Origin of the sequence: Hymenobacter aquaticus (genome assembly GCF_004765605.1) — a bacterium.
GTDB classification, from domain to species: Bacteria; Bacteroidota; Bacteroidia; order Cytophagales; family Hymenobacteraceae; genus Hymenobacter; species Hymenobacter aquaticus.
In genome coordinates this window covers 112671-133318 of the sequence record NZ_SRLC01000003.1, presented here as the reverse complement: position 1 = coordinate 133318, position 20648 = coordinate 112671, and the positions used below count along the sequence as shown (strand labels likewise).

The 20648-nt window shown below is 58.4% G+C and carries 22 protein-coding genes; 14 read left to right on the top strand and 8 right to left on the bottom strand.

Annotated features, from left to right (window positions below; genetic code table 11):
- Positions 1-106: 106 nt before the first annotated feature.
- Complete coding sequence (locus tag E5K00_RS20390) at positions 107-820, bottom strand: pyridoxine 5'-phosphate synthase (RefSeq protein WP_135465163.1); 714 nt, start codon at positions 818-820, stop codon at positions 107-109.
- A 99-nt stretch (positions 821-919) separates the two neighbouring features.
- Between E5K00_RS20390 and E5K00_RS20385 the strand changes: the two genes are divergently transcribed.
- From E5K00_RS20385 to E5K00_RS20320, 14 genes are all read left to right on the top strand, one after another.
- Positions 920-1384, top strand: coding sequence for a GatB/YqeY domain-containing protein (locus E5K00_RS20385; RefSeq protein WP_135465162.1), 465 nt, complete (start codon positions 920-922; stop codon positions 1382-1384).
- A 115-nt stretch (positions 1385-1499) separates the two neighbouring features.
- Positions 1500-2021 (top strand): CvpA family protein, encoded by a 522-nt coding sequence (locus E5K00_RS20380; protein WP_135465161.1) that lies wholly within the window; start codon positions 1500-1502, stop codon positions 2019-2021.
- A 99-nt stretch (positions 2022-2120) separates the two neighbouring features.
- Positions 2121-2759, top strand: coding sequence for an anthranilate synthase component II (locus E5K00_RS20375; RefSeq protein ID WP_135465160.1), 639 nt, complete (start codon positions 2121-2123; stop codon positions 2757-2759).
- Complete coding sequence (locus tag E5K00_RS20370; RefSeq protein ID WP_135465159.1) at positions 2743-3531, top strand: alpha/beta fold hydrolase; 789 nt, start codon at positions 2743-2745, stop codon at positions 3529-3531. The genes E5K00_RS20375 and E5K00_RS20370 overlap by 17 nt, the downstream gene beginning before the upstream one ends.
- Positions 3532-3616: 85 nt before the next feature.
- Positions 3617-4285 (top strand): CBS domain-containing protein, encoded by a 669-nt coding sequence (locus E5K00_RS20365; protein WP_245328373.1) that lies wholly within the window; start codon positions 3617-3619, stop codon positions 4283-4285.
- Between the two features lie 14 nt (positions 4286-4299).
- Positions 4300-5742, top strand: coding sequence for a POTRA domain-containing protein (locus E5K00_RS20360; RefSeq protein WP_135465157.1), 1443 nt, complete (start codon positions 4300-4302; stop codon positions 5740-5742).
- Between the two features lie 32 nt (positions 5743-5774).
- Positions 5775-6668: an NAD kinase gene (locus tag E5K00_RS20355; RefSeq protein ID WP_135465156.1), complete on the top strand. Its 894-nt coding sequence runs from the start codon at positions 5775-5777 to the stop codon at positions 6666-6668.
- Between the two features lie 128 nt (positions 6669-6796).
- Positions 6797-7699, top strand: a complete 903-nt coding sequence (locus E5K00_RS20350; protein WP_135465155.1) for a DUF6089 family protein — start codon at positions 6797-6799, stop codon at positions 7697-7699.
- A gap of 41 nt (positions 7700-7740) precedes the next feature.
- Positions 7741-8493: a type IX secretion system protein PorG gene (porG, locus tag E5K00_RS20345; RefSeq protein WP_135465154.1), complete on the top strand. Its 753-nt coding sequence runs from the start codon at positions 7741-7743 to the stop codon at positions 8491-8493.
- A 69-nt stretch (positions 8494-8562) separates the two neighbouring features.
- Positions 8563-9309, top strand: a complete 747-nt coding sequence (locus tag E5K00_RS20340) for an isoprenyl transferase (RefSeq protein ID WP_135465153.1) — start codon at positions 8563-8565, stop codon at positions 9307-9309.
- A 9-nt stretch (positions 9310-9318) separates the two neighbouring features.
- Positions 9319-11835, top strand: coding sequence for an outer membrane protein assembly factor BamA (bamA, locus tag E5K00_RS20335; protein ID WP_135465152.1), 2517 nt, complete (start codon positions 9319-9321; stop codon positions 11833-11835).
- Positions 11836-11876: 41 nt separating this feature from the next.
- Entirely contained in the window at positions 11877-12566 is a 690-nt protein-coding gene (locus E5K00_RS20330) for an OmpH family outer membrane protein (RefSeq protein ID WP_135465151.1), read from the top strand.
- 49 nt (positions 12567-12615) lie between these two features.
- Complete coding sequence (locus tag E5K00_RS20325) at positions 12616-13239, top strand: OmpH family outer membrane protein (RefSeq protein WP_245328371.1); 624 nt, start codon at positions 12616-12618, stop codon at positions 13237-13239.
- Positions 13240-13324: 85 nt separating this feature from the next.
- Positions 13325-14389 carry an RluA family pseudouridine synthase gene (locus E5K00_RS20320; RefSeq protein WP_135465149.1) on the top strand — a complete coding sequence of 355 codons (1065 nt, stop codon included), beginning with the start codon at positions 13325-13327 and terminating at the stop codon, positions 14387-14389.
- Between the two features lie 78 nt (positions 14390-14467).
- Here E5K00_RS20320 and E5K00_RS20315 read toward each other — a convergent pair whose 3' ends face one another.
- The 7 genes from E5K00_RS20315 to E5K00_RS20285 form a co-directional block, all read right to left on the bottom strand.
- A complete protein-coding gene (locus E5K00_RS20315; RefSeq protein ID WP_135465148.1) occupies positions 14468-16078 on the bottom strand; it encodes a tetratricopeptide repeat protein in 1611 nt (536 codons plus the stop codon).
- 51 nt (positions 16079-16129) lie between these two features.
- Entirely contained in the window at positions 16130-17089 is a 960-nt protein-coding gene (locus E5K00_RS20310) for a PstS family phosphate ABC transporter substrate-binding protein (RefSeq protein WP_135465147.1), read from the bottom strand.
- Complete coding sequence (locus E5K00_RS20305) at positions 17079-17336, bottom strand: hypothetical protein (protein ID WP_135465146.1); 258 nt, start codon at positions 17334-17336, stop codon at positions 17079-17081. The genes E5K00_RS20310 and E5K00_RS20305 overlap by 11 nt, the downstream gene beginning before the upstream one ends.
- Positions 17337-17556: 220 nt before the next feature.
- Positions 17557-18381 (bottom strand): energy transducer TonB, encoded by an 825-nt coding sequence (locus E5K00_RS20300; RefSeq protein ID WP_167856972.1) that lies wholly within the window; start codon positions 18379-18381, stop codon positions 17557-17559.
- A gap of 219 nt (positions 18382-18600) precedes the next feature.
- Positions 18601-19428: an energy transducer TonB gene (locus E5K00_RS20295; RefSeq protein ID WP_245328370.1), complete on the bottom strand. Its 828-nt coding sequence runs from the start codon at positions 19426-19428 to the stop codon at positions 18601-18603.
- A complete protein-coding gene (locus E5K00_RS20290; RefSeq protein WP_317128887.1) occupies positions 19425-19886 on the bottom strand; it encodes an ExbD/TolR family protein in 462 nt (153 codons plus the stop codon). The genes E5K00_RS20295 and E5K00_RS20290 overlap by 4 nt, the downstream gene beginning before the upstream one ends.
- A gap of 73 nt (positions 19887-19959) precedes the next feature.
- Positions 19960-20583, bottom strand: a complete 624-nt coding sequence (locus E5K00_RS20285) for an ExbD/TolR family protein (RefSeq protein WP_135465143.1) — start codon at positions 20581-20583, stop codon at positions 19960-19962.
- Positions 20584-20648: the final 65 nt, after the last annotated feature.

Below are 20648 nucleotides of genomic sequence, written 5' to 3'. Positions count from 1 at the left end.
CATAGCCTTACGGGCGGGAATGCCGCCGCGCGGCGGCTCAATCAATTGTGCCTGGTGGTTTCTATAAACGTGGCGCCGCTACGCGGCTGTGCTGCCTCAGCAGTGGTTACGCCAGCTGCCGGCGGTAGAGCTGGATGGTGTTTTCCAGCCCGTAGTACAGCGCGTCGCACACCAGCGCGTGCCCGATGCTAACCTCGGCCAGGCCGGGTAAGTTCTGCTTGAGGTAGGCTAGGTTCTCCAAATCCAGGTCGTGGCCGGCGTTCAGGCCCAGGCCGAGCTGCTGGGCCAGGGTGGCGGCCACGGTGTAGGGGGCAATGGCCTGGGCGGGGTCGTGGGGGTACTGGCGGGCGTAGTCCTCGGTGTAGAGCTCAATCCGGTCGGTGCCGGTGGCCACGGCGGCCTTCACCATGGCCGGGTCGGGGTCGAGGAAGATGGACACCCGGCAGCCGATGGACTTGAGCTCGGTGACCACGCCAATCAGATAAATCTGATGGGTGATGGTGTCCCAGCCGGCGTTGGAGGTAATGGCGTCGGGCGCGTCGGGCACCAGCGTCACCTGCTCGGGCCGCACTTCGCGCACCAGTTCCAGGAAATCCGGCGTCGGATTGCCCTCCACGTTGAACTCGGTGGTCACGATCTGGCGCAGGTCGCGCACGTCCTGGTAGCGGATATGGCGCTCATCGGGGCGGGGGTGCACCGTGATGCCCTGGGCGCCAAACCGCTCACAGTCACGGGCTACCTGGAGTACGTCGGGGCGGTTGTGGCCGCGGGCATTCCGCAGCGTGGCTATTTTATTTATGTTTACGCTAAGTTTCGTCATGAGAGAAGGCGAAAAACTGACTCCAAAACGGCCAGCGTGGGTCATCAATACGCGGCCAGTCGGAATCTACGGGTTCCAGACATTTACTACTACAAACTTATGGCTCTGAAGGAAACCATCGACGCGGATATCAAAAAGGCTATGCTGGCCAAGGACAAAGTTCGGCTCCAGGCCCTGCGCAGCATCAAGTCGCAGATCATGCTGGCTGAAACGGCGGAAGGCGCCCACGGCGCGGCCCTGACCGAGGACGCCGAGCTGAAGCTGCTGACCAAAGCCGCCAAGCAGCGCCGCGAAGCCGCCGAGATGTACCAGAAGCAGTTCCGCTCCGATCTGGAAGAAATCGAGCTGGCCGAGCTGGCCATCATCGAGGAATACCTGCCCCAGCAGCTCTCCGAGGCCGACCTGGTCGAAAAGCTCGTAGCCATCATCCAGCGCGTGGGCGCCACCGGCCCCTCCGACCTGGGCAAGGTAATGGGTGCCGCCGCCCGGGAGCTGTCCGGCCAGGCCGACGGCAAAGTCATTTCCCAGGTGGTCAGCAACCTGCTCAACAACACGAATGTCTAAGGAGTGATTTAGCGACTTAGTGATTTAGTGAGTGTGGTTCTGGCCGCGCGAATGGCGCGAGTCTGCGCAAGCCGAACGTCAAACTCACTAAATCACTAAATCACCACCTCACCGCATGTCCGGCTTCGATATTCTGCTGCTGCTTCCGCTGGGTGTGGGGGCCGTGAAGGGCTTCCGGCGCGGGTTGGTGCTGGAGGCGGCTTCGCTGCTGGCCTTCGTGCTGGGCATCGTGGGCGGACTGGCGTTGCTGAACGACGCCATTCCGCTGGTGCGCAACTACGTGGGCGAGGCTTTCGGGCTGCTGCCCATCGTGTCGTTTCTGCTGGTGTTCGTGCTTATTACCTGGGGCGTACATCTGGCGGGCAGCTTCGTCAAGACGGCCGTGCACCTGACCCCGCTGGGTATGCTCGACAACCTGCTGGGCGGCGCGGCCGGGGCCCTGAAGTGGGTGCTGGGCATCAGCCTGCTGCTGCACGGCATCGGCTTCGCGGGCCTCAAGCTGATTTCGCCCGAGGTCGTGGCCGACTCCCAGGTGCTGCCCGTGGTGCAGCAGGCCACCCCCTTTGCCCTCGACATCGTGGGCTTTATCATGCCCTTCGCGGCCACGCTGCTCGAGCAGCTGCGGGGCGTATTCTAAACAACTGCCGGCGGGCCCGGGTTGCTACCCCGGCCTTGCTGGGGCCGCTGCCGGGCGGGCAGGCAACCTTGGCGGAGAAAATCGGCTCCATACGCTGCTATGCACCTGCTGCTGCTCGACAACTTCGACTCGTTCACCTTCAACCTGCTGGATTACTTCCAGCAGCTGGGCGTCAGCGTGGAAGTGGTGCGCAACGACGTGCCGCTGGAAGTTATCCGGCAGCTACGCTTCGACGCCATCGTGTTGTCGCCGGGGCCGGGCACGCCGGCGCGGGCCGGCTGCCTGCTGGACGTCGTGCGCGAGTACCACCACCGGGTACCGATGCTGGGCGTGTGCCTGGGCCATCAGGCGCTGGGCGAGTTTTTCGGCGCCCACCTGACCCGGGCCGCGCGGCCCATGCACGGCAAGGTGTCGGAAGTGGCCTGGACCGAAGCGGACCCGCTGTTTGCCGGCTTGCCCCGGCAGTTTCGGGTGACGCGCTACCATTCACTGATTATCAACTTATTGCCCCCTGACTTACGGCCGCTGGCGTACACCACCGACCCGGCGCACGAACTGATGGTATTCCGGCACCGTACGTACCCGCTGTACGGGGTGCAGTTTCATCCCGAAGCATTGCTCACCGCCCACGGGCTGGCCCTTCTCCGCAATTGGGTCAAGTGTTGTATCATTGCAAAGGATGGTCATTCAGCCCTTGCCGGCCGCGAAATCCCCCGAGAAGATGGAATTGCAGATTAAGGAACAGAACGGTTTTCAATACGTGGAGGGCGGCTCCGGCCAGGTGCTGCTGCTGCTGCACGGCCTGTTTGGCGCCCTCAGCAACTGGCAGGACGTCATTTCGGAGTTCAGCACCGACCACCGGGTAATTATTCCGCTGCTGCCCATCTACGACATGCCCCTGACCCAGGCCGGCGTGCCGGGCCTGGTCAACTACGTGGAGGATTTCCTGCGCGAAATGCACCTCGACCAGCCCCTGACGGTGCTGGGCAACTCCCTGGGCGGCCACATTGCCCTGGTATATGCCCTGCGCAACCCCCGCATGGTGCAGCGCCTCGTGCTGACCGGCAGCAGCGGCCTGTTCGAAGACTCGATGGGCGGCTCGTTCCCCAAGCGCGGCAACTACGATTTCGTGCAGGAGCGCGTGGCCTACACCTTCTACGACCCCAGCATTGCCACCAAGGATCTGGTAGATGAGGTATTCAACGTCACCAACTCCAACACCAAGGTGCTGCGCATCATCAGCATTGCCCGCTCGGCCCAGCGCCACAACCTGGGCAAGGAGCTGACCAAGATTACGGTGCCCACGCTGCTGGTCTGGGGCCTGAACGACACGATTACGCCGCCCGTGGTAGCCCACGAGTTTGAGCGGCTGCTGCCCAACGCCGAGCTGCACTTCCTCGACCACTGCTGCCACGTGCCCATGATGGAGCGCCCCCAGGATTTTAACCGCCTGCTGCGGCAGTTTCTACGCCGCACGGCCCCGAAACCCGCCCTTACCCCCACAGTCTAAACAAATCAGCCCCGCCACCGCTTATTGGTCGCCCCGCCCTCACTAGTTTATTTCTGGCTCTCAGTTCTTTCCACCCATGCATTCGATGATTGCTGAAGACTTGCTCAACCAAATGATTCCGCCCCTGAAGGTGTCGGATTCGGCCGGGAAGGCAGCCAAGTGGCTGGAGGAATTCCACGTTGGCCAGCTGCCCGTGCTCGACAACCGCCTGTATCGGGGCCTGATTACCGAAGCCGACCTGCTCGACCACGACCAGCCCGATGAGCCGCTGACCAGCGTGGCCTTCGGCTTCGCCGACGTGCACGTGCAGCGCGACCAGCATTTCTACAGTATCATGGAGCTGGCCATTCAGAACAAGGTGCAGCTCGTGCCCGTGCTCGACGACAAGCAGGAATACTTGGGCGTCGTGACGGTGGGCGACACGCTGGCAGCTTTCGGGCAGCTGCCCATTGCGGCCGGCCAGGGCGGCATTCTGGTGCTTTCGATGGACGAGCGGGACTACTCGCTCACCCAGATCAGCCGCTACGTCGAGGAAAACAACGCCAAGGTGCTCAGTGCCCACGTGGCCCAGGATGAGCACGACCCCTACAAAATCCGGCTGACGCTGAAGCTCAATACTCCCAACATGGCCCGTATTACGGCTACGCTCGAGCGGTTTGGCTACCTCATCACGGCCCAGTTCAGCGGGGCCGGCGAAGTAGGGGAGAACGAGCAGGAACGCCTGGATGGGCTGCTCAAGTACCTGAGCTTATAACGCCGCGCCCGTAAGTGCTTGCCTATCTGCTCGTCCTGCTGCTAGGCTGGCTGCCCACGGCGCCGGTATCGGCCCCCACGGCCCCGCCCGACTCAGTGCGCCGCTCGCCACTGGATAGTCTGGTGCGCGCCCGGTGTCCCGAGTACGCGGTGCTGCATGTGGCCTCCATTTTGTTTGTGGGCAACGAAGTCACCAAGGAGCGGATTCTGCGGGCCGAGCTGGATTTTCGGGAGGGCGACACGCTTTCGGCCGCTCACCTGGCCCGCCGCCTCGAAGCCAACCGCCTGCGCCTCTTCAACCTGCAGCTGTTTCACGGCGTGCTCACCCAGACCGTGTGCCGCAACGGGGAAATAACGGTGCTCTTCAGCGTGCAGGAGCGCTGGTACACGTTTCCCATTCCCATCCTGTCGTTGGCCGACCGTAACTTCCGCTCCTGGCTCGACCGGCCCGACCGGTGGCGGCGCGTCGATTACGGCCTGCACCTGGAGCGCAAAAACTTCCGGGGCCGCAACGAGGAAGTGCGGGGCAACCTGCAGCTGGGCTTCAACCGCAAATACGAGCTGTTCTACGACACGCCCGGCTACGGCAAGCTCCGCCGCCTGGGCTTCGGCATCGGCGCTTCCTACTTCCGTAGCCGTTCCCTCGATTACGCCACCGTGGAGGATAAGCTCGTCAACTTCCGCGACGATTCTGGCTTTCCCATCGAGCGGCAGTACGTCACGGCGGGCTTGCGCTGGCGCTACACCGTGCAGCGCCGCACCCTGCTCGACGTGTCGTTGCACCGCGAGGCTATTTCCGACTCGGTGCTGCGCCGCAACCCCGACTACTTTCTCGGGGCCGCCCGCCGTACCTACGTCGACATGGCCCTGACTTCTATCTTCAACCACCGCAATACGTTTGCCTACCCGCTCACGGGCCACTACCTGCAAGTGGGCGTGGTGCAGCGGTTTTTTACGAATGCCGCGCCGCCCATTACCACGTTTCGGGGGCAGGCCGCCAAGTACCTCGACCTGGGCCGCGGCTTCTACTATAGCGCCGGGGTGCAGGCCCAGGTGCGCGTCGGGAGCCGCCTGGCCTACGCCGACAACCGGGCCCTAGGTTACGCCGACCTCGTGCGCGGCTACGACCCCTACGTCGTCGATGGGCGCCACTATGGACTTGTGCAGCAGGGCGTTTCCTACCGCCTGTTCGATGCCGGGCGCATCCGGCTGAAGGGAATCAGCAACCCCAAAATCAATAGTATTCCGCTGGTTCTATATTTAAATACCTTTGCCGATGCCGGCTACGTGGCCAGCCGCGGAGCCGAGCGGGGCAGCCGGCTGCCCAACCGGGTGCAGGCCGCCGCTGGCATCGGTTTGCACCTGGTCACGTATTACGACCGGGTTTTTACCCTCGAGTACACCCGCAATGCCCTGGGGCAGGGCGGGTTTTTTCTGCGCACCGAATTTCCCATCTGATCCGGCCCGTCTCTTCCGGCTACCTTTCTGCTATGAAAATCGCAATTCTCGGCAAACCCTTCGATGAAGAAACGGTCCCGTTTCTGCAGGCCCTCCTCGACGACCTCGTGGCGCGCCAAACCGAGGTTATCATTGTCGAGTCGTTTCGGACCTACCTCGACAACCGCCTGACCTTGCCCGACGGTATCGGCACCTTCCGGCGCGGCGACTCGCTGCGCGGCGTGCAGTTTGTCTTCAGCATCGGCGGCGACGGCACGCTGCTCGACACGGTCACCTACGTCGGGGCCCTGCAGATTCCCATTCTGGGCATCAACACCGGCCGCCTGGGCTTTCTGGCCACGGTCACCGTCGAGAAAATCTCTCAGGCCATTGATGCCCTGTTTAAAGGCCATTTTGTGCTCGAAGAGCGCAGCCTGATTCGCGTCGATACTGATCCGGAGGTATTTGAGGGCATCAACTTCGGGCTCAACGAATTTTCTATTCTCAAGCGCGACACGTCCTCCATGATTGTCGTGCACACGTATATCGACGGCGAGTACCTCAATTCGTACTGGGCCGACGGGCTGATTGTGGCTACGCCCACGGGTTCCACGGGCTATTCGCTCAGCTGCGGCGGACCAGTAATGTTGCCACAAACCAACAATTTTATCATTGCTCCCGTATGTCCGCACAATCTGAATGTTCGCCCGCTCATCGTCTCCGACCGGAGCGTGATATCCTTCGAGATTGAAGGCCGCAGTAACAACTTCCTGTTGTCGCTCGATTCGCGCTCCGTCACCGTCGACGCGGGTATTCAGATTGCCGTCCGCCGCGAGAATTTTGCGGTGCGTCTCGTCAAGCTCAACCACGTTAACTTTCTGACTACGTTACGCAGTAAGTTGAATTGGGGGCTCGACAAGCGTAATCCGGTGGGTATCTCGCTCTAATACATTGACTTTTTCTAGTATTTCTTTTTTAAGTTCCCGGCAACTTCTACTTTTGTCACTAACTGAACTCGTGCCCGTACTGGTTTCACGATGCTCTTCACCTTCGCATATCTCTAATCTCGCTCAATATGAAGCAATTCTTCACCCACATTTTGGCTCTGCTGCTAGTGGTTTCACTAGTTGCCTCAGAGGCAAATGCGCAACAGTTCAGTAAGCGGAAGCAGTACAACTCCGTGGGCGTGAGCCTGAATGCCATGAACTACTTTGGCGACATCGTGCCGAAAGCCAGCATTCCGAGCCTGCGCTTCGCCGCCACGCGTCCCAACATCGGCGTCAATATCACGCACCGCTTCGCTCCCCGTATCTCGGCTCGCGTGGCCCTGGCATATGGCCAGATCACCGGTGACGACGAGAAAGCCGCTGACAAGACGGATCCGGATGCTCGTTTCCGCTATCACCGGAACATGAATTTTCGTAACAACATCTTTGAAGTGTCGGCAGTGGGTATTTTCGACCTGATTGCGAACCGCAACAACTACATCAAACGGCCCGACTTTGTGCCCTATGTGTTTGCTGGGGTGGCTGTTTTTCATCACAATCCACGCGGCGAGGTGCGCGGTGGCGATATTGCCGGTACAGGTGTAACGCAGGGCGCAATCGTGAACCTGCAGCCCCTGCGCACGGAAGGCGTTGACTACGCCCTGACCAACATTTCTATCCCTTTCGGTGGTGGTGTTCGTTACAAACTCAACAAAAGCTTTGATATTGGCCTGGAAATCGGCTGGCGCAAGACGTTCACCGACTACCTGGACGACGTGAGCGGTGTATACATCGACCAAGCCAAACTGGGCAGCGCCGAAGCCCGCTACTTCGGTCGTGGCATCACCCGCACTGATGACGGCACGTTCATCAACTTCAACGTTCCCGGCGAAATGCGCGGCAAGGGCAATGAGAAGGACTGGTACATCGTTACGGGTCTCAATGTAAACTACATTCTCGCTCCCCGCGTTAAAAGCCCCAAATTCCGATAGCCAGCTGGACTGGCTGTCAAGTTTCACTTACAGCCAGTCTAATGACGCATTCGAATCCCTTCAAAACACTCCTTGTTTGCCTGGTGCAAGCAGGGAGTGTTTTTTTTGCTTTCTCCGCTGCCGCCCAGAATACCAGTGAGCTGGGCATTGGCGTGGGAGGAATGGTATACAAAGGAGAAATAGCGCCAGCGTATCGGTTTGCCAACAACCGCCCTGCCGCCACGATTTTTTACCGCAAAGATATGTCGGCTCCCATTACGCTGCGCGGCAGCTTCCTGTGGGGACTCGTGCGGGCCGACGATGCGAATGTGCCGGGCGTGAACGGCAATACGGCCCCGCTGCACGCTCACCGGCAGGCCAACGTGAAAGGCAATATCCTGGAAGCCGCCGGCGCCGTCGAGTATAACTTCTTTGACTACCGCAACCGCAAGGAGAAAGTACACTTCACGCCCTACGTGTTTGTGGGCGTAGCCGGGTTTCTGGCCCGTACCCGTACCATCAGCACCGCCGGGGGCCTCGCCGCAGCGGAGCAGAGCGGCAGCACCTTGGGCATTGCCATTCCGGCCGGTATTGGCATGAAGCTGGCGTTGTCGCCGCGCTGGAACCTGGGCCTGGAGGTAGGAGCCCGCAAAGCCTTCACCGACGAGCTGGACCAACTGGGCACCGAAACCCCGTTGCTGGTGAATACCCACGACCAGGACTGGTATTTCTACAACGGCCTGAGCATTTCCTATACTTTTTATAAAATCAGTTGTCCCGACTCCTATAAGGCCAATCCTAAGCTGCTGCGCTAGAAGTGGGAGGGGGCCGGGCTTAATGCAACCATTTGCGTAACTTGCAGCCTCTTTACGCAAAAAGTACTGATGGCCGCCCGGTCCGAACTAGACACTCAGAATATACCTGCCCACGTTGCCGTCATTATGGATGGCAATGGCCGTTGGGCAAAACAGAAAGGCGGCCTGCGCATCTTCGGGCACCAAAGCGCCATTACGGCGGTTCGGGATACGGTGGAAGGCGCCGCCGAGCTGGGCGTGCAGTATCTGACGCTCTACGCCTTTTCGACGGAAAACTGGGGCCGCCCCAAGCACGAGGTAATGGCCCTGATGCAGCTGCTGGTGCACACCATCCGGCAGGAAACGCCTACGCTGCTCAAGAACAGTATCCGCCTGGAGGCCATTGGCCAGATTGAGCAGCTGCCCGAATCGTGCCAGCGGGAGCTGCGTGAAGCTATGGAGCTGACCAAAGACGGCAACCGCATGACGCTGGTGCTGGCCCTGAGCTACAGCGGCCGGTGGGACCTGACGCAGGCGGCCCGGCGCCTGGCGGCTGACGTGGCCGCCGGTAAGCTGCGGGCCGAAGAACTAACCGAAAGTACCCTGGCCGGCTACCTGACCACCGCCGGCATGCCCGACCCCGAGCTCCTGATCAGGACCAGTGGCGAGCAGCGCATCAGCAACTTTCTGCTGTGGCAGTTGGCCTACACCGAGCTGTATATTACGGAAATACTGTGGCCAGACTACCGGCGCGAGCATTTCTACGATGCCATCCAAGCCTACCAGCGCCGTGAGCGGCGCTTTGGCAAAACCAGTGAGCAGCTAACCGTTTCGTAAGTTTTTCGAATGATTTCTTTCCGCAATAAATTTTTCCTGCTGCTAACAGTGCTGGCGGTGTCCGGTGGTGCTGCCATGCCCGAGGCGTGGGCCCAGGTACCGGCCGCTAGTGGGGCCGAGCCTCAGCGCTACGAGTTGGGTGGCATTACCGTCAGCGGAGCTACCTATCTGGATACCAATACGCTTATTGGCCTGTCGGGCCTGAAAATAGGCGACCCTATTACGGTGCCGGGCGAAGAAATCGGCAAAGCCATTCGCCGCCTCTGGGACCAGGGCATTCTGGGCGACGTGAGTGTATCCATCACCCGCACCGAGGGCACGAAGATTTTTCTGGATTTCAATCTGAAAGAGCGGCCCCGGCTGTCAAAGTTTGAGTTCAGCGGCATCAGCAAAGGCCAAGCCGATGATCTGAAGGACAAGATCAAGCTGATCCGCGGCAAAGTGGTTACCGATGCCCTGCTCAACAATACGAAGGCGCAGGTCCGGAAGTTTTACACCAACAAGGGCTTCCTCGATGCCAAAGCCACGATCGTGCAGTCGCCGGATTCGAGCTTGCCGAACAGCGTGGTGCTGAACATCAGGGTGGATAAAGGCGACAAAATCCGCATCAAGGACATTGCCTTCGAAGGCAACCAGGCTTTCAGCGACCGGAAGCTGAAGGGCAAGCTGAAGAAAACCAAGGAGCGCAAGCCCTACAAATTCCTGACCTCGGCCAAGTTTCAGAAGACTGAATACGAAGAGGACAAGCAGAAGCTGATTGAGTTTTACAACTCCGAGGGCTACCGCGACGCGGCCATCGTGTCGGATACCGTAATGCGGACCGAGGACGGCCTGGCCCTGCGCCTGACCGTGGATGAAGGGCCGAAGTACTACTTCCGCAATATCACCTGGAACGGCAACTACCTCTACGACGACAAAACGCTGGCCTCGGTGCTGGCCATCAAGGAAGGCAGCACCTACAGCAAGGAAACGCTCGACAAGCGCCTGAATTACAACCCGACCGGCCAGGACATTACCTCGCTCTACATGAACGACGGCTACCTGTTCTTCAGCATTGAGCCGGTAGAAACCAAGGTGGAAGGCGACTCGATTGATATCGAGATGCGCATCAGCGAAGGGGTGCAGGCCCGCATCAAGGAAGTCAACATTGCCGGCAACACCAAAACCAGTGACCATGTGCTGCGCCGCGAACTGCAGACGCTGCCCGGCGACAAGTTTAACCGGGAGCTGCTGATTCGTTCCCAGCGCCAGATTGCTACGCTGGGCTACTTCGACCCGGAAAAGATTGGTCTGAACCCCGTGCCGAACCCGGCCGAGGGCACCGTGGACATCAACTACACCGTAGTTGAAAAGCCTTCGGACCAGATTACGCTGTCGGGTGGCTGGGGCGGCTACGCGGGCTTTATCGGCACCGTAGGTCTGGTGTTCAACAACTTCTCGCTACGCAAAGCCGGTAGCCTCCGCAACTGGACGCCGGTGCCGGCCGGCGACGGGCAGCGCCTGGCCCTGAACGTGCAGGCCAACGGCTTGCAGTACCAGGCTTACTCCTTCTCGTTCACGGAGCCCTGGCTGGGTGGCCGCAAGCCTAACTCGCTGTCGTTTAGCCTGAACAAGAGCATTCAGCGCGTGGGCACCAGCCTCGACGCCAACAACGACCAGTCGATTAAGGTAAACAGTGCCACCATTGGTCTGGGCCGTCGTCTGCGCGTGCCGGATGACTACTTCACGCTGAGCAACTCGCTGTCGGTGAGCCAGTACAAGCTCAAGAACTACCCCTACATCCAGGGCTTTGCCAACGGCACGGGTAATGCCGCCAACATCACCTTCAACACGACCCTCTCGCGCAACAGCATCGACAACCCGACCTACACCCGTCGGGGCTCGTCGCTGGCTCTGAGCGTGAACCTGACGCCGCCGTACTCCGTCTTCAAAGGCTCGCACCCGAGCGTGAACGAGTGGGTGGAATTCCACAAGTGGATGTTCGACGCTTCCTGGTTTACGCCCATCGTGGGTAAGCTGGTGCTGAACACCCGGGCTCACTTCGGCTTTATCGGCACCTACAACTCGAAGCGGGAAATCGGCCCCTTCGAGCGGTTCAAGCTGGGCGGTGCGGGCCTGGGCTACGGGGGCTCGTCCAACTTCCTGGTGGGCACCGAATACGTGGGTCTGCGGGGCTACGAGGACCCCAACAGCGCCAACGCGGTGCAGAACCCCAACTCCAGCGGTGGGGTAGCCTATAATAAATACGTACTGGAAATGCGTTATCCGGTTTCGCTGAACCCAGCGGCTACGGTCTACGTGCTGGGCTTTGCCGAAGCGGGCAATGCCTTTGAAAGCTACAAGGATTACAACCCCTACAAGCTGTACCGCTCGGCGGGGGTTGGCGCCCGGATTTTCATGTCGGCATTCGGTTTGCTTGGCTTCGACTACGGCTACGGGTTCGATGCCGTACCCCGCTACTCGGCCACCCAGGCCGTGCAGGACAAAGGCCAGTTCCACTTCATCATTGGTCAGCAGATTCGCTAACGGTTCGGCGGTCTGCTTCGCCAGCTCACTTTCTACTTGACATGAAAAAGCTACATTCTCTGCTGCTGGGCGCGTTGCTGCTCCTGACGGGGCCGGCCGCGCTGGCCCAGAAGTTTGGGTACGTCGACTCCGAGTTTGTGATGGGCAAGATGCCCGCCTACGCCCAGGCGCAGCAGGAGCTGAACACGTTGTCGAATACGTGGCAGAAAGAAATTGAAAGCCAGAAAAAGGACCTCGACAAGCTTTACCGGAACTACCAGGCCGAAGAAGTGCTCCTGACCGAGCCCATGAAAAAGAAGCGGCAGGATGAGATTCTGAAAAAGGAGCAGGACGTGAAGGCCTACCAGAACAAGATCTTCGGTTACGAAGGCCAACTGTTCAAAAAGCGGCAGGAGTTGACCAAGCCCGTGCAGGATCAGGTGTTCGAAGCCATTGAAAAGGTGGCCAAGAAAAAGCAGCTGGCCATTGTTTTCGACAAAGCCGGCGACCTGACCATGCTGTATACCAACCCCACCCACGACTACACGGAATTTGTCTTGGAAGAATTGGGTTTAGCTTCTGAAGACCGGAACCAGCCGGGCCAGAAGGGCGCTACCCGCACGGTGACGACGCCCAAAACGCCCGCCGGCGACGCGGACGTGGACACGGACCAGGACGCGGCAGCCCCGGCCAGCAAGACCCGCCAGCCGGCCCGCCCAACAAATACGCGCCCGGCTAGCCGAAAAAATTAACTTTGCTTTTGTAACCCTACTTTCTGAAAGTTTCCCCTTAATGAACATCATGAACAAATTCCGTCTTGCCCTGGCTGCGGCCGTCCTCTCGTTCAGCACGGCTACCACGGCACTGGCGCAAGCCCCGCTCAAAATCGGCTACACCAGCGTAGAATACGTTCTGAGCCAGATGCCGGAGAGCAAGCAGATCGAGTCGGATCTGAAGGCCTACAGCACCCAGCTCGAAGCCCAGCTGAAAAGCAAGTATTCGGACTATCAGGCCAAAGCTGAAGCCTACCAGAAAGGTGCTCCGACGATGACGGAAGTAGTGCGCGCTGATAAGGAGAAAGAGTTGACCGGCCTGCAAACCTCCATCCAGGAGTTCCAGCGTAGCGCCGACCAGAGCCTGCAGCAGAAGCAGCAGACCCTGCTGAAGCCCGCCCTGGACAAGCTCCAGAAGACCATTGACGCCGTAGCCGAAGAGAATGGCTATACCTACGTGCTGAACTCGGACGGTGCCAGCCCGGTGCTGCTGCACGGCCCCAAGGATGGCGACATTTCGGATCTGGTGCTGAAGAAAATGGGTGTTACGCCTGGCGCTGCCGCGGCTGCTCCTAAAGCGGCTCCCGCTGCCGCTCCGGCCGCTACGCCCGCCGCTGGTACCACCAAAACCAAGACTAAATCGAAGAAGTAGGGTTTCCCTCTTTTCGTAAGCAGAAAGCCGGAGCACTATGCTCCGGCTTTCTTATTTCCATTCCGCAATACCTGGTTGCTTTGCCATGACCTCCGTACCCGATTCTCTGCTGCCCGACCCTGACTTGCCCGATGACGACAACGAGGAAGGCGACGAACTCTACGAACACCACCGCATCCGCGTCGACCGGGGCCAGGAGCTGCTGCGCCTCGACAAGTTCCTGATGAACCGGCTGTCGAATGCCTCCAGGACCAAAATCCAGGATGCCATTCGGGCCGAAGCCGTGCAGGTAAACGACAAAGTGGTGAAGTCGAACTACCGCATCAAGCCGTTCGACGTCATTACCATCACGCTGCCCGAGCCCCCGCGCGATGTGAAAGTGGTGCCCGAGCCGATGGATCTGGACATCCGCTACGAAGACGAATCATTGCTGATTGTCAACAAGCCGGCGGGTCTGGTCGTGCATCCGGCCTTCGGCAACTGGAACGGTACCCTGGTCAATGGGTTGGCCTACCATCTGAGCAACCTGCCCACCGGCCGCAACGGCGAAATCCGGCCCGGCCTGGTGCACCGCATCGACAAGGATACTTCCGGCCTGCTGGTCATCGGCAAAACGGAATGGGCCATGACGCATTTGTCCCAGCAGTTTTTCCACCATACCATCGAGCGGACGTACCTGGCGCTGGTGTGGGGCATCCCGAAGGAAACGGAAGGCACGATTCAGGGCCATATTGGGCGCAGCCTGAAGGACCGCAAGGTGCAGGCCGTGTATCCGGACGGTGACCAGGGCAAGCACGCCGTAACGCACTACAAAGTGCTGAAAACGTTCCGGCACGTGGCCCTGCTCCAGTGCAACCTCGAAACCGGCCGTACCCACCAGATCCGGGCCCACATGAAGCACATTGGCCACCCGCTGTTTTCGGATGCTACCTACGGTGGCGACAAAGTCCTGTACGGGCAGCGTACCGGCGCCTATAAGTCGTTCGTAGAAAATGTATTCCAGCTAATGCCCCGGCAGGCCTTGCACGCCAAGTCGCTGGGGTTTGTGCACCCGGTAACCCACGATATCCTGCACTTCGAAGCCGAGCTACCGGCCGACTTTGAAGCCGCCCTAGCCAAATGGGAGCAGTACGCCGACTCCGACGAGTAGTGCATAACCCGCTTACAACAAAAAGGCCTGTCGTGCGTGCACGACAGGCCTTTTTAGTGAGCTAGGTTCCCGGCAGAATTACTTCTTCTTAACGGGGGCTTTGGTAGCGGTTTTCGGACGAGCCGACATGCTTTCTACCACCGACTTGGCGTTCTGGTTGTTGGGGTCCAGGGCCAGTACTTGCTGGTAGTAGGGCAGTGCAGTGGTCTTGTCACCTTTCTGGTAGTAGTAATAGCCCAGGTAGCTGTTGGCTTCCACCAGGCCATCCTTGTACTTGTCCGGATCAGCTTTGGCCATTTCTACGTATTTCTCATAGTACGGCTTAGCCAAACCCTGCTTGGAATCCGGATCCATGAAGTAGTTGGCTTTGGCACGCATCAGGTAGCCGGGTACGTACGTCGGACGAGCATCCAGCACGGCACCATACAGGCTGTCGGCCTTGGTGTACTGCTTATTGCCGCCGTAGGCTACCGCCAGGCGGATCTGGTCTGTCAGAGCCGGGGTGCCATCTGCTTTCATCTTCGCCTTGTACGTAGCAATGGCCGCCGGATAATTCTTCATCTGCATGTAGCTCGATGCCAAATCATTCTGCAGCTCCGTATTCGTGGGGTCAGCAGCTACAGCCTTCTGGAGCATGGCAATGCCTTGCTCGCCTTTGCCACCCTTGGTCAGCATTTTGGCGTAGTACACATTGTCCTCCTTAATGATCTTATCAGCAGGAGCAAGCTTCATGTACTTGTCCATTGCCGCAATAGCCTCATCGTTCTTGCCAACTTCGTACAATGAATACGCTTGCAGACGGTTCATCGTGAGGTTGTTGGGCTCCCGGGCCAATACCTTCTGCACTTCAGTTAGTGCTTCGGGGTATTTCTTGGTCAGGAACAGGAAGGAGGCATACTTAGCATCCGTATCCGCCGACTTCTCGGCCAGGGAGGTGTACTTCTGGAAGTTCGACAAAGCATCATCGTACTTACCAGCGTAGAAATACGTTTCTGCCAGGGCGTTGTAAGCCGGCGCGTAGTTGGCATCCAGGCTGATGGCCTTTTCGAACGCCGTGCGGGCTTCGTTGTAGTTGCGCGAACGAACGTTCAGCTGGCCTTTGCGGTAGTACGCCAGCACATTGTTAGCGTCGGCCATTACGGCCCGGTCGTAGCTGTTCATTGCCTCACCGCCGCCATTTTCCTGCTTCAGGTAAATGTCGCCGCGGGCAATCATCAGGCTGGGCTCATCCTTCAGCTTGTTGGCTTTGTGCGCTGCCTCCACATACGAGAGTGCCTTCGACACGTCCTTTACGTTGGACTCAGCATAGGCCTGGGCAATCATGGTCAGCACCTTGGCATCTTTGCCCTTGGTGGCCTTCACCGCGTTGTCGAATTGAATTTCAGCTTCGGCCGTTTTGCCCTGGGCCAGAGCGGCCCGGCCAGCGGCTACCATCGTGGTAGCATCTTTGGGGTTCAGCGAAATTCGGTTGAAGTAGTAAGCTGCCGAGTCGGGCATTTCCCGCATCTGGTACAGACGGCCCAACTCGAACGAGGTTTCGTTCGATGCGCCCTGACGCAGCAAAGCCGCGCGGGCTTCGTTGTAGCGTCCGAGTTCAATCGATTTCTGAGGAGTCGTTTGAGCAAAAGCGGCAGAGCCGGAAACAGACAAGGCAGCGAGGAGCGAGAGCTTCCAGGGCTTGAAGTTCATGAGCAAAAGGTTTGGTGGAAAGCGTTTGTAATGGAAAGACTAAGGGAAAGGCTAGCGCTTATTCGTATCAATGATTCGCATCTGGCCGGTAGCGGGTACTAGCCCAGACTTGAGTACGATAAGCTGCCCTTTATTCCCTGCCGCAAAGGATGCAAAACCGGTGCCAAGCCCCGCCCGGGCCTCCCGGCTGATAAGGTAGACCTCCCGCCGCAACGGGTACGTTTTCAGGGCCAGGTACGCCTGGTAGGGCTGCAGGTAGTCGTCGGGCTTCTGCGGATTGGGCTGGGCACTGACGCCAACAATCCGCACTTTTTTCAAAAAGCTTTGTACCGCCGCATCATCCCGGTCACTGATCCAGTTAACGCCAATAATCCCAATGGCGTTCGGATGAGTAGCAACGTAATCCAACAAGGCAGGGTTCGATTTGGCGGCAAAAACTCGCTTGGTAAGGGCCGCGCCCTTGGTCAGCGAGTCCTGCACGTAGCGGGTAGTGCTGGAGTGGTTGTTGTCAAAAACCACGTTGATAGTGCCCAAACCGCGCTTGCCGCTTACCTGCGCCCACTCCTGGATTTTGCCCGTGAAAATATCCTGCAGCTTCGCCACGGTGAGCAGCGAGTCGGCGTTGCTCGGATGCACGACGATGGCCAAGCCATCGACGGCAAGCTTAGCCGTGCGGGGTACAATTTTCAGGCGCTCGAACTCGGCCTGCTCGGCGGTGTTCAGCTGCCGCGACACCACGGCTACCCGGATCTTATTAGCCATCAGGTCCCGCATTACCTCCTCCTCCGGCTTGTAGGTCGCCGTGATGCGGGCTGCTGGGTACAGCTTCTGGAAGGTATCGACCTGCGACTTCAGAATCGGCTCAAACGTCTCATCGACGCTGATGCCGAGTGTGCCGCTGGTGGGCGTGTCGGTCGCCGTTTCAGCCGGTCCCTGGTATTGGTTGCAGCTGGCCAGCAGGAAGCCGCCGGCTACTAACGCGGTACCTATGTTGGTTAAATTAACGCGCATCGCGGGGGTTGTTGCGTTGGAAGTGCTGGCGGTAAGTGCGAGCAAATCTAATGATTCCGTAAAAAATGAAAACCACACCCAACACGCGCCGAGCGGTAGTGGGCAGGGCAAATACATTGGCCATGGGTAGCCACATCAGCACGCCCAAACCCATGTAGATTAGGGCCATCATCAGCGTAAAGTACTGCACAAGCCGTTGGGGCGACTTGCTATTGAGGCGTTCTTCGGTGGTTGAACGGTTCAGCATAAGGAGGTCAAAAGAAGAAGGTCTGGGGCTAGAACAAAAAAATACCGCTCCTCCGTTCGATTTGGCAGCTTACTTCCCCGACAAACCAGAAAAAGCCGACCCACAAAAAAAGCCAAAAATCACCCGGTATAACGTATGCCGGGTGATTTTTGGCTATATATAAACAGCGTATTCTAGTAATGTTCTCAAATTGAGAGGCTAAGGCAGTTAAAGCAGCTGCTTATTCATACTGGAAGGTGATGGGCAGAGTGTAGCGCACGGCTACGGCCTGGCTGTTTTGCCGGCCCGGCGTCCAGGCGGGCATTTTGCCTACTACCCGGGCCGCCTCTTCGTCGGTGCCGTATCCAAGGCCTTTGATTACCTGCACATCGGCAATGGAGCCATCGGCCTGCACCGTAAACGACACGAATACCTTGCCCGATACGGCCGCCGCCAGGGCTTGGCGCGGGTAGCGCAGGTTGCGCTGCATATACTGGCGCAGGGCCCCGATACCACCGGCAAATTCGGGCATCACTTCCACGTGGGTAAAGGGCTTGGCCGGTGGGGCGGGGGTGGTTACTCCGGTGTCTTTGCCCATCGTGCCCGGGCCGGTTGCTGCTCCCGGACCTACTTCACCCGTTCCGGGTTCCATCGTTGTTGGGTTGTTGTCGTTCGGTACCGAAGCCTCGACATCAAGCACCGGTTTCGTTACCAGTTCGTCTTTCACCACGGTAGGAGCAACATCCGTCCGGGGTGTTACGACTACCGGCTGATGATGCGCGACAGGAGGCTGCGCGGGGGCAACGTCCTGTTGCGGCATGATGTACACTTTGGGTTCGATAATGACTCCTTCAGGAGCTTTGGTTATCGGCATTACCGTAGGCCAGATGCGCTGCACTACCAGCGGAATGCTGACCAGCAGCAGGCAGAGGGCCACGGTGATGGCCAGGGCGCGGGCCAGGTGGCGGTTGTAGAGCTGGCGCAGGACGAAGGCGCCGTAAGCTTTGTTGCGCCCCTCAAATACGATTTCGTCGAAGGAGGCGGTGTGCAGGTTGGTGGTGTTCATGGGTACGGTATAAAAGGTGAAACGGAATTCACGAGGACGCACTACCCAAGCCATTGCTCCCGCTCATTTACTCATCCGGCTGGCTTTCAACTTCAAAACGACAGCCCGCCGCCGGAAAGTATGCGGCAAGCCGAATTCTTTTTTACACGAAAAAGCCCGAACCGAGCAATTGCTCCATTCGGGCTTTTTTGCTGAGCAGCCGAGGCTGTTTCAGGCTTTTTACTTGATAGCGAAGGTCACTGGAACCGTGTACGAAACACTTACCGGCCGACCATTCTGCTTACCAGGGGTCCAGTTCGGCATGGCTTTGATGACGCGCATAGCCTCTTCGTCGCAGCCGGCACCGATGCCTTTGGTTACTTTCACATCCGTGATACCGCCCGTTGGGCCTACTACGAAGCTAATGAACACTTTGCCTTCCACCTGGTTGCGCAGGGCCAGCGGGGGGTACTTAATGGTTTTGCCCAGGTAAGCGAGCAAACCTTCCATACCGCCGGGAGGAGTAGGCATCTGTTCTACGTACGTGTAGACCTTATTCTCTACTACCTCTTCTACTACCTTATTGCCTTCACCTTCCAGGCCGGTCAGGTCAGCGGCATTATCCGTGTTGCCTTTTACGGTCACGGTAGCTACCACTTTGTCCTTCAGCTCTTCCTGGTCCGGAATTTCTTCTACCTTCTTAATCTCTTCGTCCTTCTTAACGACGGGCGGCGTGAATTTGATGGTAGACAGCTTCGGCGGCGGTGGTGGCGGGGCCTCCGGTGGCGGGGGCGGTGGTGGGGGCTTGGTTTCGTCCAGGGGCGGTGCTTGCATCAGCTCGTTCACCTTGAGCATCTTGTCGTCCTTCACCACCTCGTCCTTGGCAAACATCCGCGCGATGAGCGGGAAGCTTACCATCAGAGCGAGCAGCGCAATGGCAATGAGAAGAGCCCGGGTAACGTGCTTGTTGTACAACCGCCGGAGGACGTAAGCTCCGTAGGCTTTATTGCGGCCTTCAAAGACGATGTCGTTGAAAGACGCTTGAGCCAATTGCGTGTTATCCATCATAGCCCTGAAGTTTTAATCAGGTCCTCATCAGCCTTCGAGATGTCAACCAGAGCGTACTTTTTCTGGTCGGTGATGTTCATCTCGTCGAGGATGTCAACCATGTTCTTGTAATTGGACTTATCAGCGGCCTTGATCAGCACTACCACTTTGGGGTTAGCAGCGCGGCGCTCCAGTATCGTTTTGCGGATACCGTTGGCGTCGTAGCTCGAGGCTTTCAGCTCCGGTTTTACGTCCTTGTCCAACAAGCCATCATAATAATAGATCTTGTTGTTCTCGTCGAGCAAAACCGTGAAGGCGTCAGAGGCTTTAATCTGCGTCTGCTCCTCCGGATTCTTCTCCTTCACCGGCATCGTAAGTTGCATTACGGTCGGCTTGCTGAAGGTCGTCGTCAGCATAAAGAAGGTCAGCAGCAAAAAGGCCAAGTCCACCATTGGTGTCATGTCGATTTTGGTCGACATTTTTTTGGCCCGCTTCTTTCCTCCTTTACCGGAGTCGGCTTGTTGTTGTATTTCTGCCATTTCTCTGCGTCGGTTATTTCCCGGCTACTGGCTTGGACTCCAAGTCGGTAATCAGGTTGAAACGGTTGATGTTCTTCTCCTGCAGCAGTTTGATGACTTTCTTCACGGTTGGTACGTCCGCGTTGCCGTCGCCTTTGATGGCCACGAAAGCGGGCTTGCCGAACTCCTTGCGGCTGGCGGCCTGCGCTTCTACCACCCAGTCGATAAACTGGTTGTTCAAGGAGTCGGCAGGGATGCCGGGCTGCTTGATGGCTTTGCGCTGCTCGTTGTCGCGGTTCAGGAAGTCGGGAAGCTGTTGTACCGGTACGCCAAAGCTCGACAGGTTGGAGAAGGTCTTCGCCTGAGCAGCCGTGAAGCTTACTCCGTACTTAGCACCTACCCGGGTCAACAGGTCCAGCTTGGGTTTGGCGTCATCCATGCCGAAGAATACCCGCTTGTCCTTGTCTACCGAGATGGTAATAACGTGGCTTTCGGGCAGGCGAATCTCCGAAGTAGATGAGGGCGTATCCACCACTACAGCTTCCTCGGGGGCAAACTTGGTGGTGAGCATGAAGAAGGTCACCAGCAGGAATGCCAAGTCCACCATCGGAGTCATATCCAACGACGGGGACGTTCTATGAGGTTTTACTTTTGGCATTGCGAGCGTGGTTAAAGAGCTTTATTCAGAAACGTTTAGAAACGCTGCTTTAGTGCGGTAACCGC

What these genes read in the sequence shown, in the direction of transcription:
- E5K00_RS20390 (WP_135465163.1), bottom strand. Translation starts at nt 820, where the DNA reads ATGACGAAACTTAGCGTAAACATAAATAAAATAGCCACGCTGCGGAAT.
- E5K00_RS20385 (WP_135465162.1), top strand. Translation starts at nt 920, where the DNA reads ATGGCTCTGAAGGAAACCATCGACGCGGATATCAAAAAGGCTATGCTG.
- E5K00_RS20380 (WP_135465161.1), top strand. Translation starts at nt 1,500, where the DNA reads ATGTCCGGCTTCGATATTCTGCTGCTGCTTCCGCTGGGTGTGGGGGCC.
- E5K00_RS20375 (WP_135465160.1), top strand. Translation starts at nt 2,121, where the DNA reads ATGCACCTGCTGCTGCTCGACAACTTCGACTCGTTCACCTTCAACCTG.
- E5K00_RS20370 (WP_135465159.1), top strand. Translation starts at nt 2,743, where the DNA reads ATGGAATTGCAGATTAAGGAACAGAACGGTTTTCAATACGTGGAGGGC.
- E5K00_RS20365 (WP_245328373.1), top strand. Translation starts at nt 3,617, where the DNA reads ATGATTGCTGAAGACTTGCTCAACCAAATGATTCCGCCCCTGAAGGTG.
- E5K00_RS20355 (WP_135465156.1), top strand. Translation starts at nt 5,775, where the DNA reads ATGAAAATCGCAATTCTCGGCAAACCCTTCGATGAAGAAACGGTCCCG.
- E5K00_RS20350 (WP_135465155.1), top strand. Translation starts at nt 6,797, where the DNA reads ATGAAGCAATTCTTCACCCACATTTTGGCTCTGCTGCTAGTGGTTTCA.
- porG (WP_135465154.1), top strand. Translation starts at nt 7,741, where the DNA reads ATGACGCATTCGAATCCCTTCAAAACACTCCTTGTTTGCCTGGTGCAA.
- E5K00_RS20340 (WP_135465153.1), top strand. Translation starts at nt 8,563, where the DNA reads ATGGCCGCCCGGTCCGAACTAGACACTCAGAATATACCTGCCCACGTT.
- bamA (WP_135465152.1), top strand. Translation starts at nt 9,319, where the DNA reads ATGATTTCTTTCCGCAATAAATTTTTCCTGCTGCTAACAGTGCTGGCG.
- E5K00_RS20330 (WP_135465151.1), top strand. Translation starts at nt 11,877, where the DNA reads ATGAAAAAGCTACATTCTCTGCTGCTGGGCGCGTTGCTGCTCCTGACG.
- E5K00_RS20325 (WP_245328371.1), top strand. Translation starts at nt 12,616, where the DNA reads ATGAACAAATTCCGTCTTGCCCTGGCTGCGGCCGTCCTCTCGTTCAGC.
- E5K00_RS20320 (WP_135465149.1), top strand. Translation starts at nt 13,325, where the DNA reads ATGACCTCCGTACCCGATTCTCTGCTGCCCGACCCTGACTTGCCCGAT.
- E5K00_RS20315 (WP_135465148.1), bottom strand. Translation starts at nt 16,078, where the DNA reads ATGAACTTCAAGCCCTGGAAGCTCTCGCTCCTCGCTGCCTTGTCTGTT.
- E5K00_RS20310 (WP_135465147.1), bottom strand. Translation starts at nt 17,089, where the DNA reads ATGCGCGTTAATTTAACCAACATAGGTACCGCGTTAGTAGCCGGCGGC.
- E5K00_RS20305 (WP_135465146.1), bottom strand. Translation starts at nt 17,336, where the DNA reads ATGCTGAACCGTTCAACCACCGAAGAACGCCTCAATAGCAAGTCGCCC.
- E5K00_RS20300 (WP_167856972.1), bottom strand. Translation starts at nt 18,381, where the DNA reads ATGAACACCACCAACCTGCACACCGCCTCCTTCGACGAAATCGTATTT.
- E5K00_RS20295 (WP_245328370.1), bottom strand. Translation starts at nt 19,428, where the DNA reads ATGATGGATAACACGCAATTGGCTCAAGCGTCTTTCAACGACATCGTC.
- E5K00_RS20290 (WP_317128887.1), bottom strand. Translation starts at nt 19,886, where the DNA reads ATGTCGACCAAAATCGACATGACACCAATGGTGGACTTGGCCTTTTTG.
- E5K00_RS20285 (WP_135465143.1), bottom strand. Translation starts at nt 20,583, where the DNA reads ATGCCAAAAGTAAAACCTCATAGAACGTCCCCGTCGTTGGATATGACT.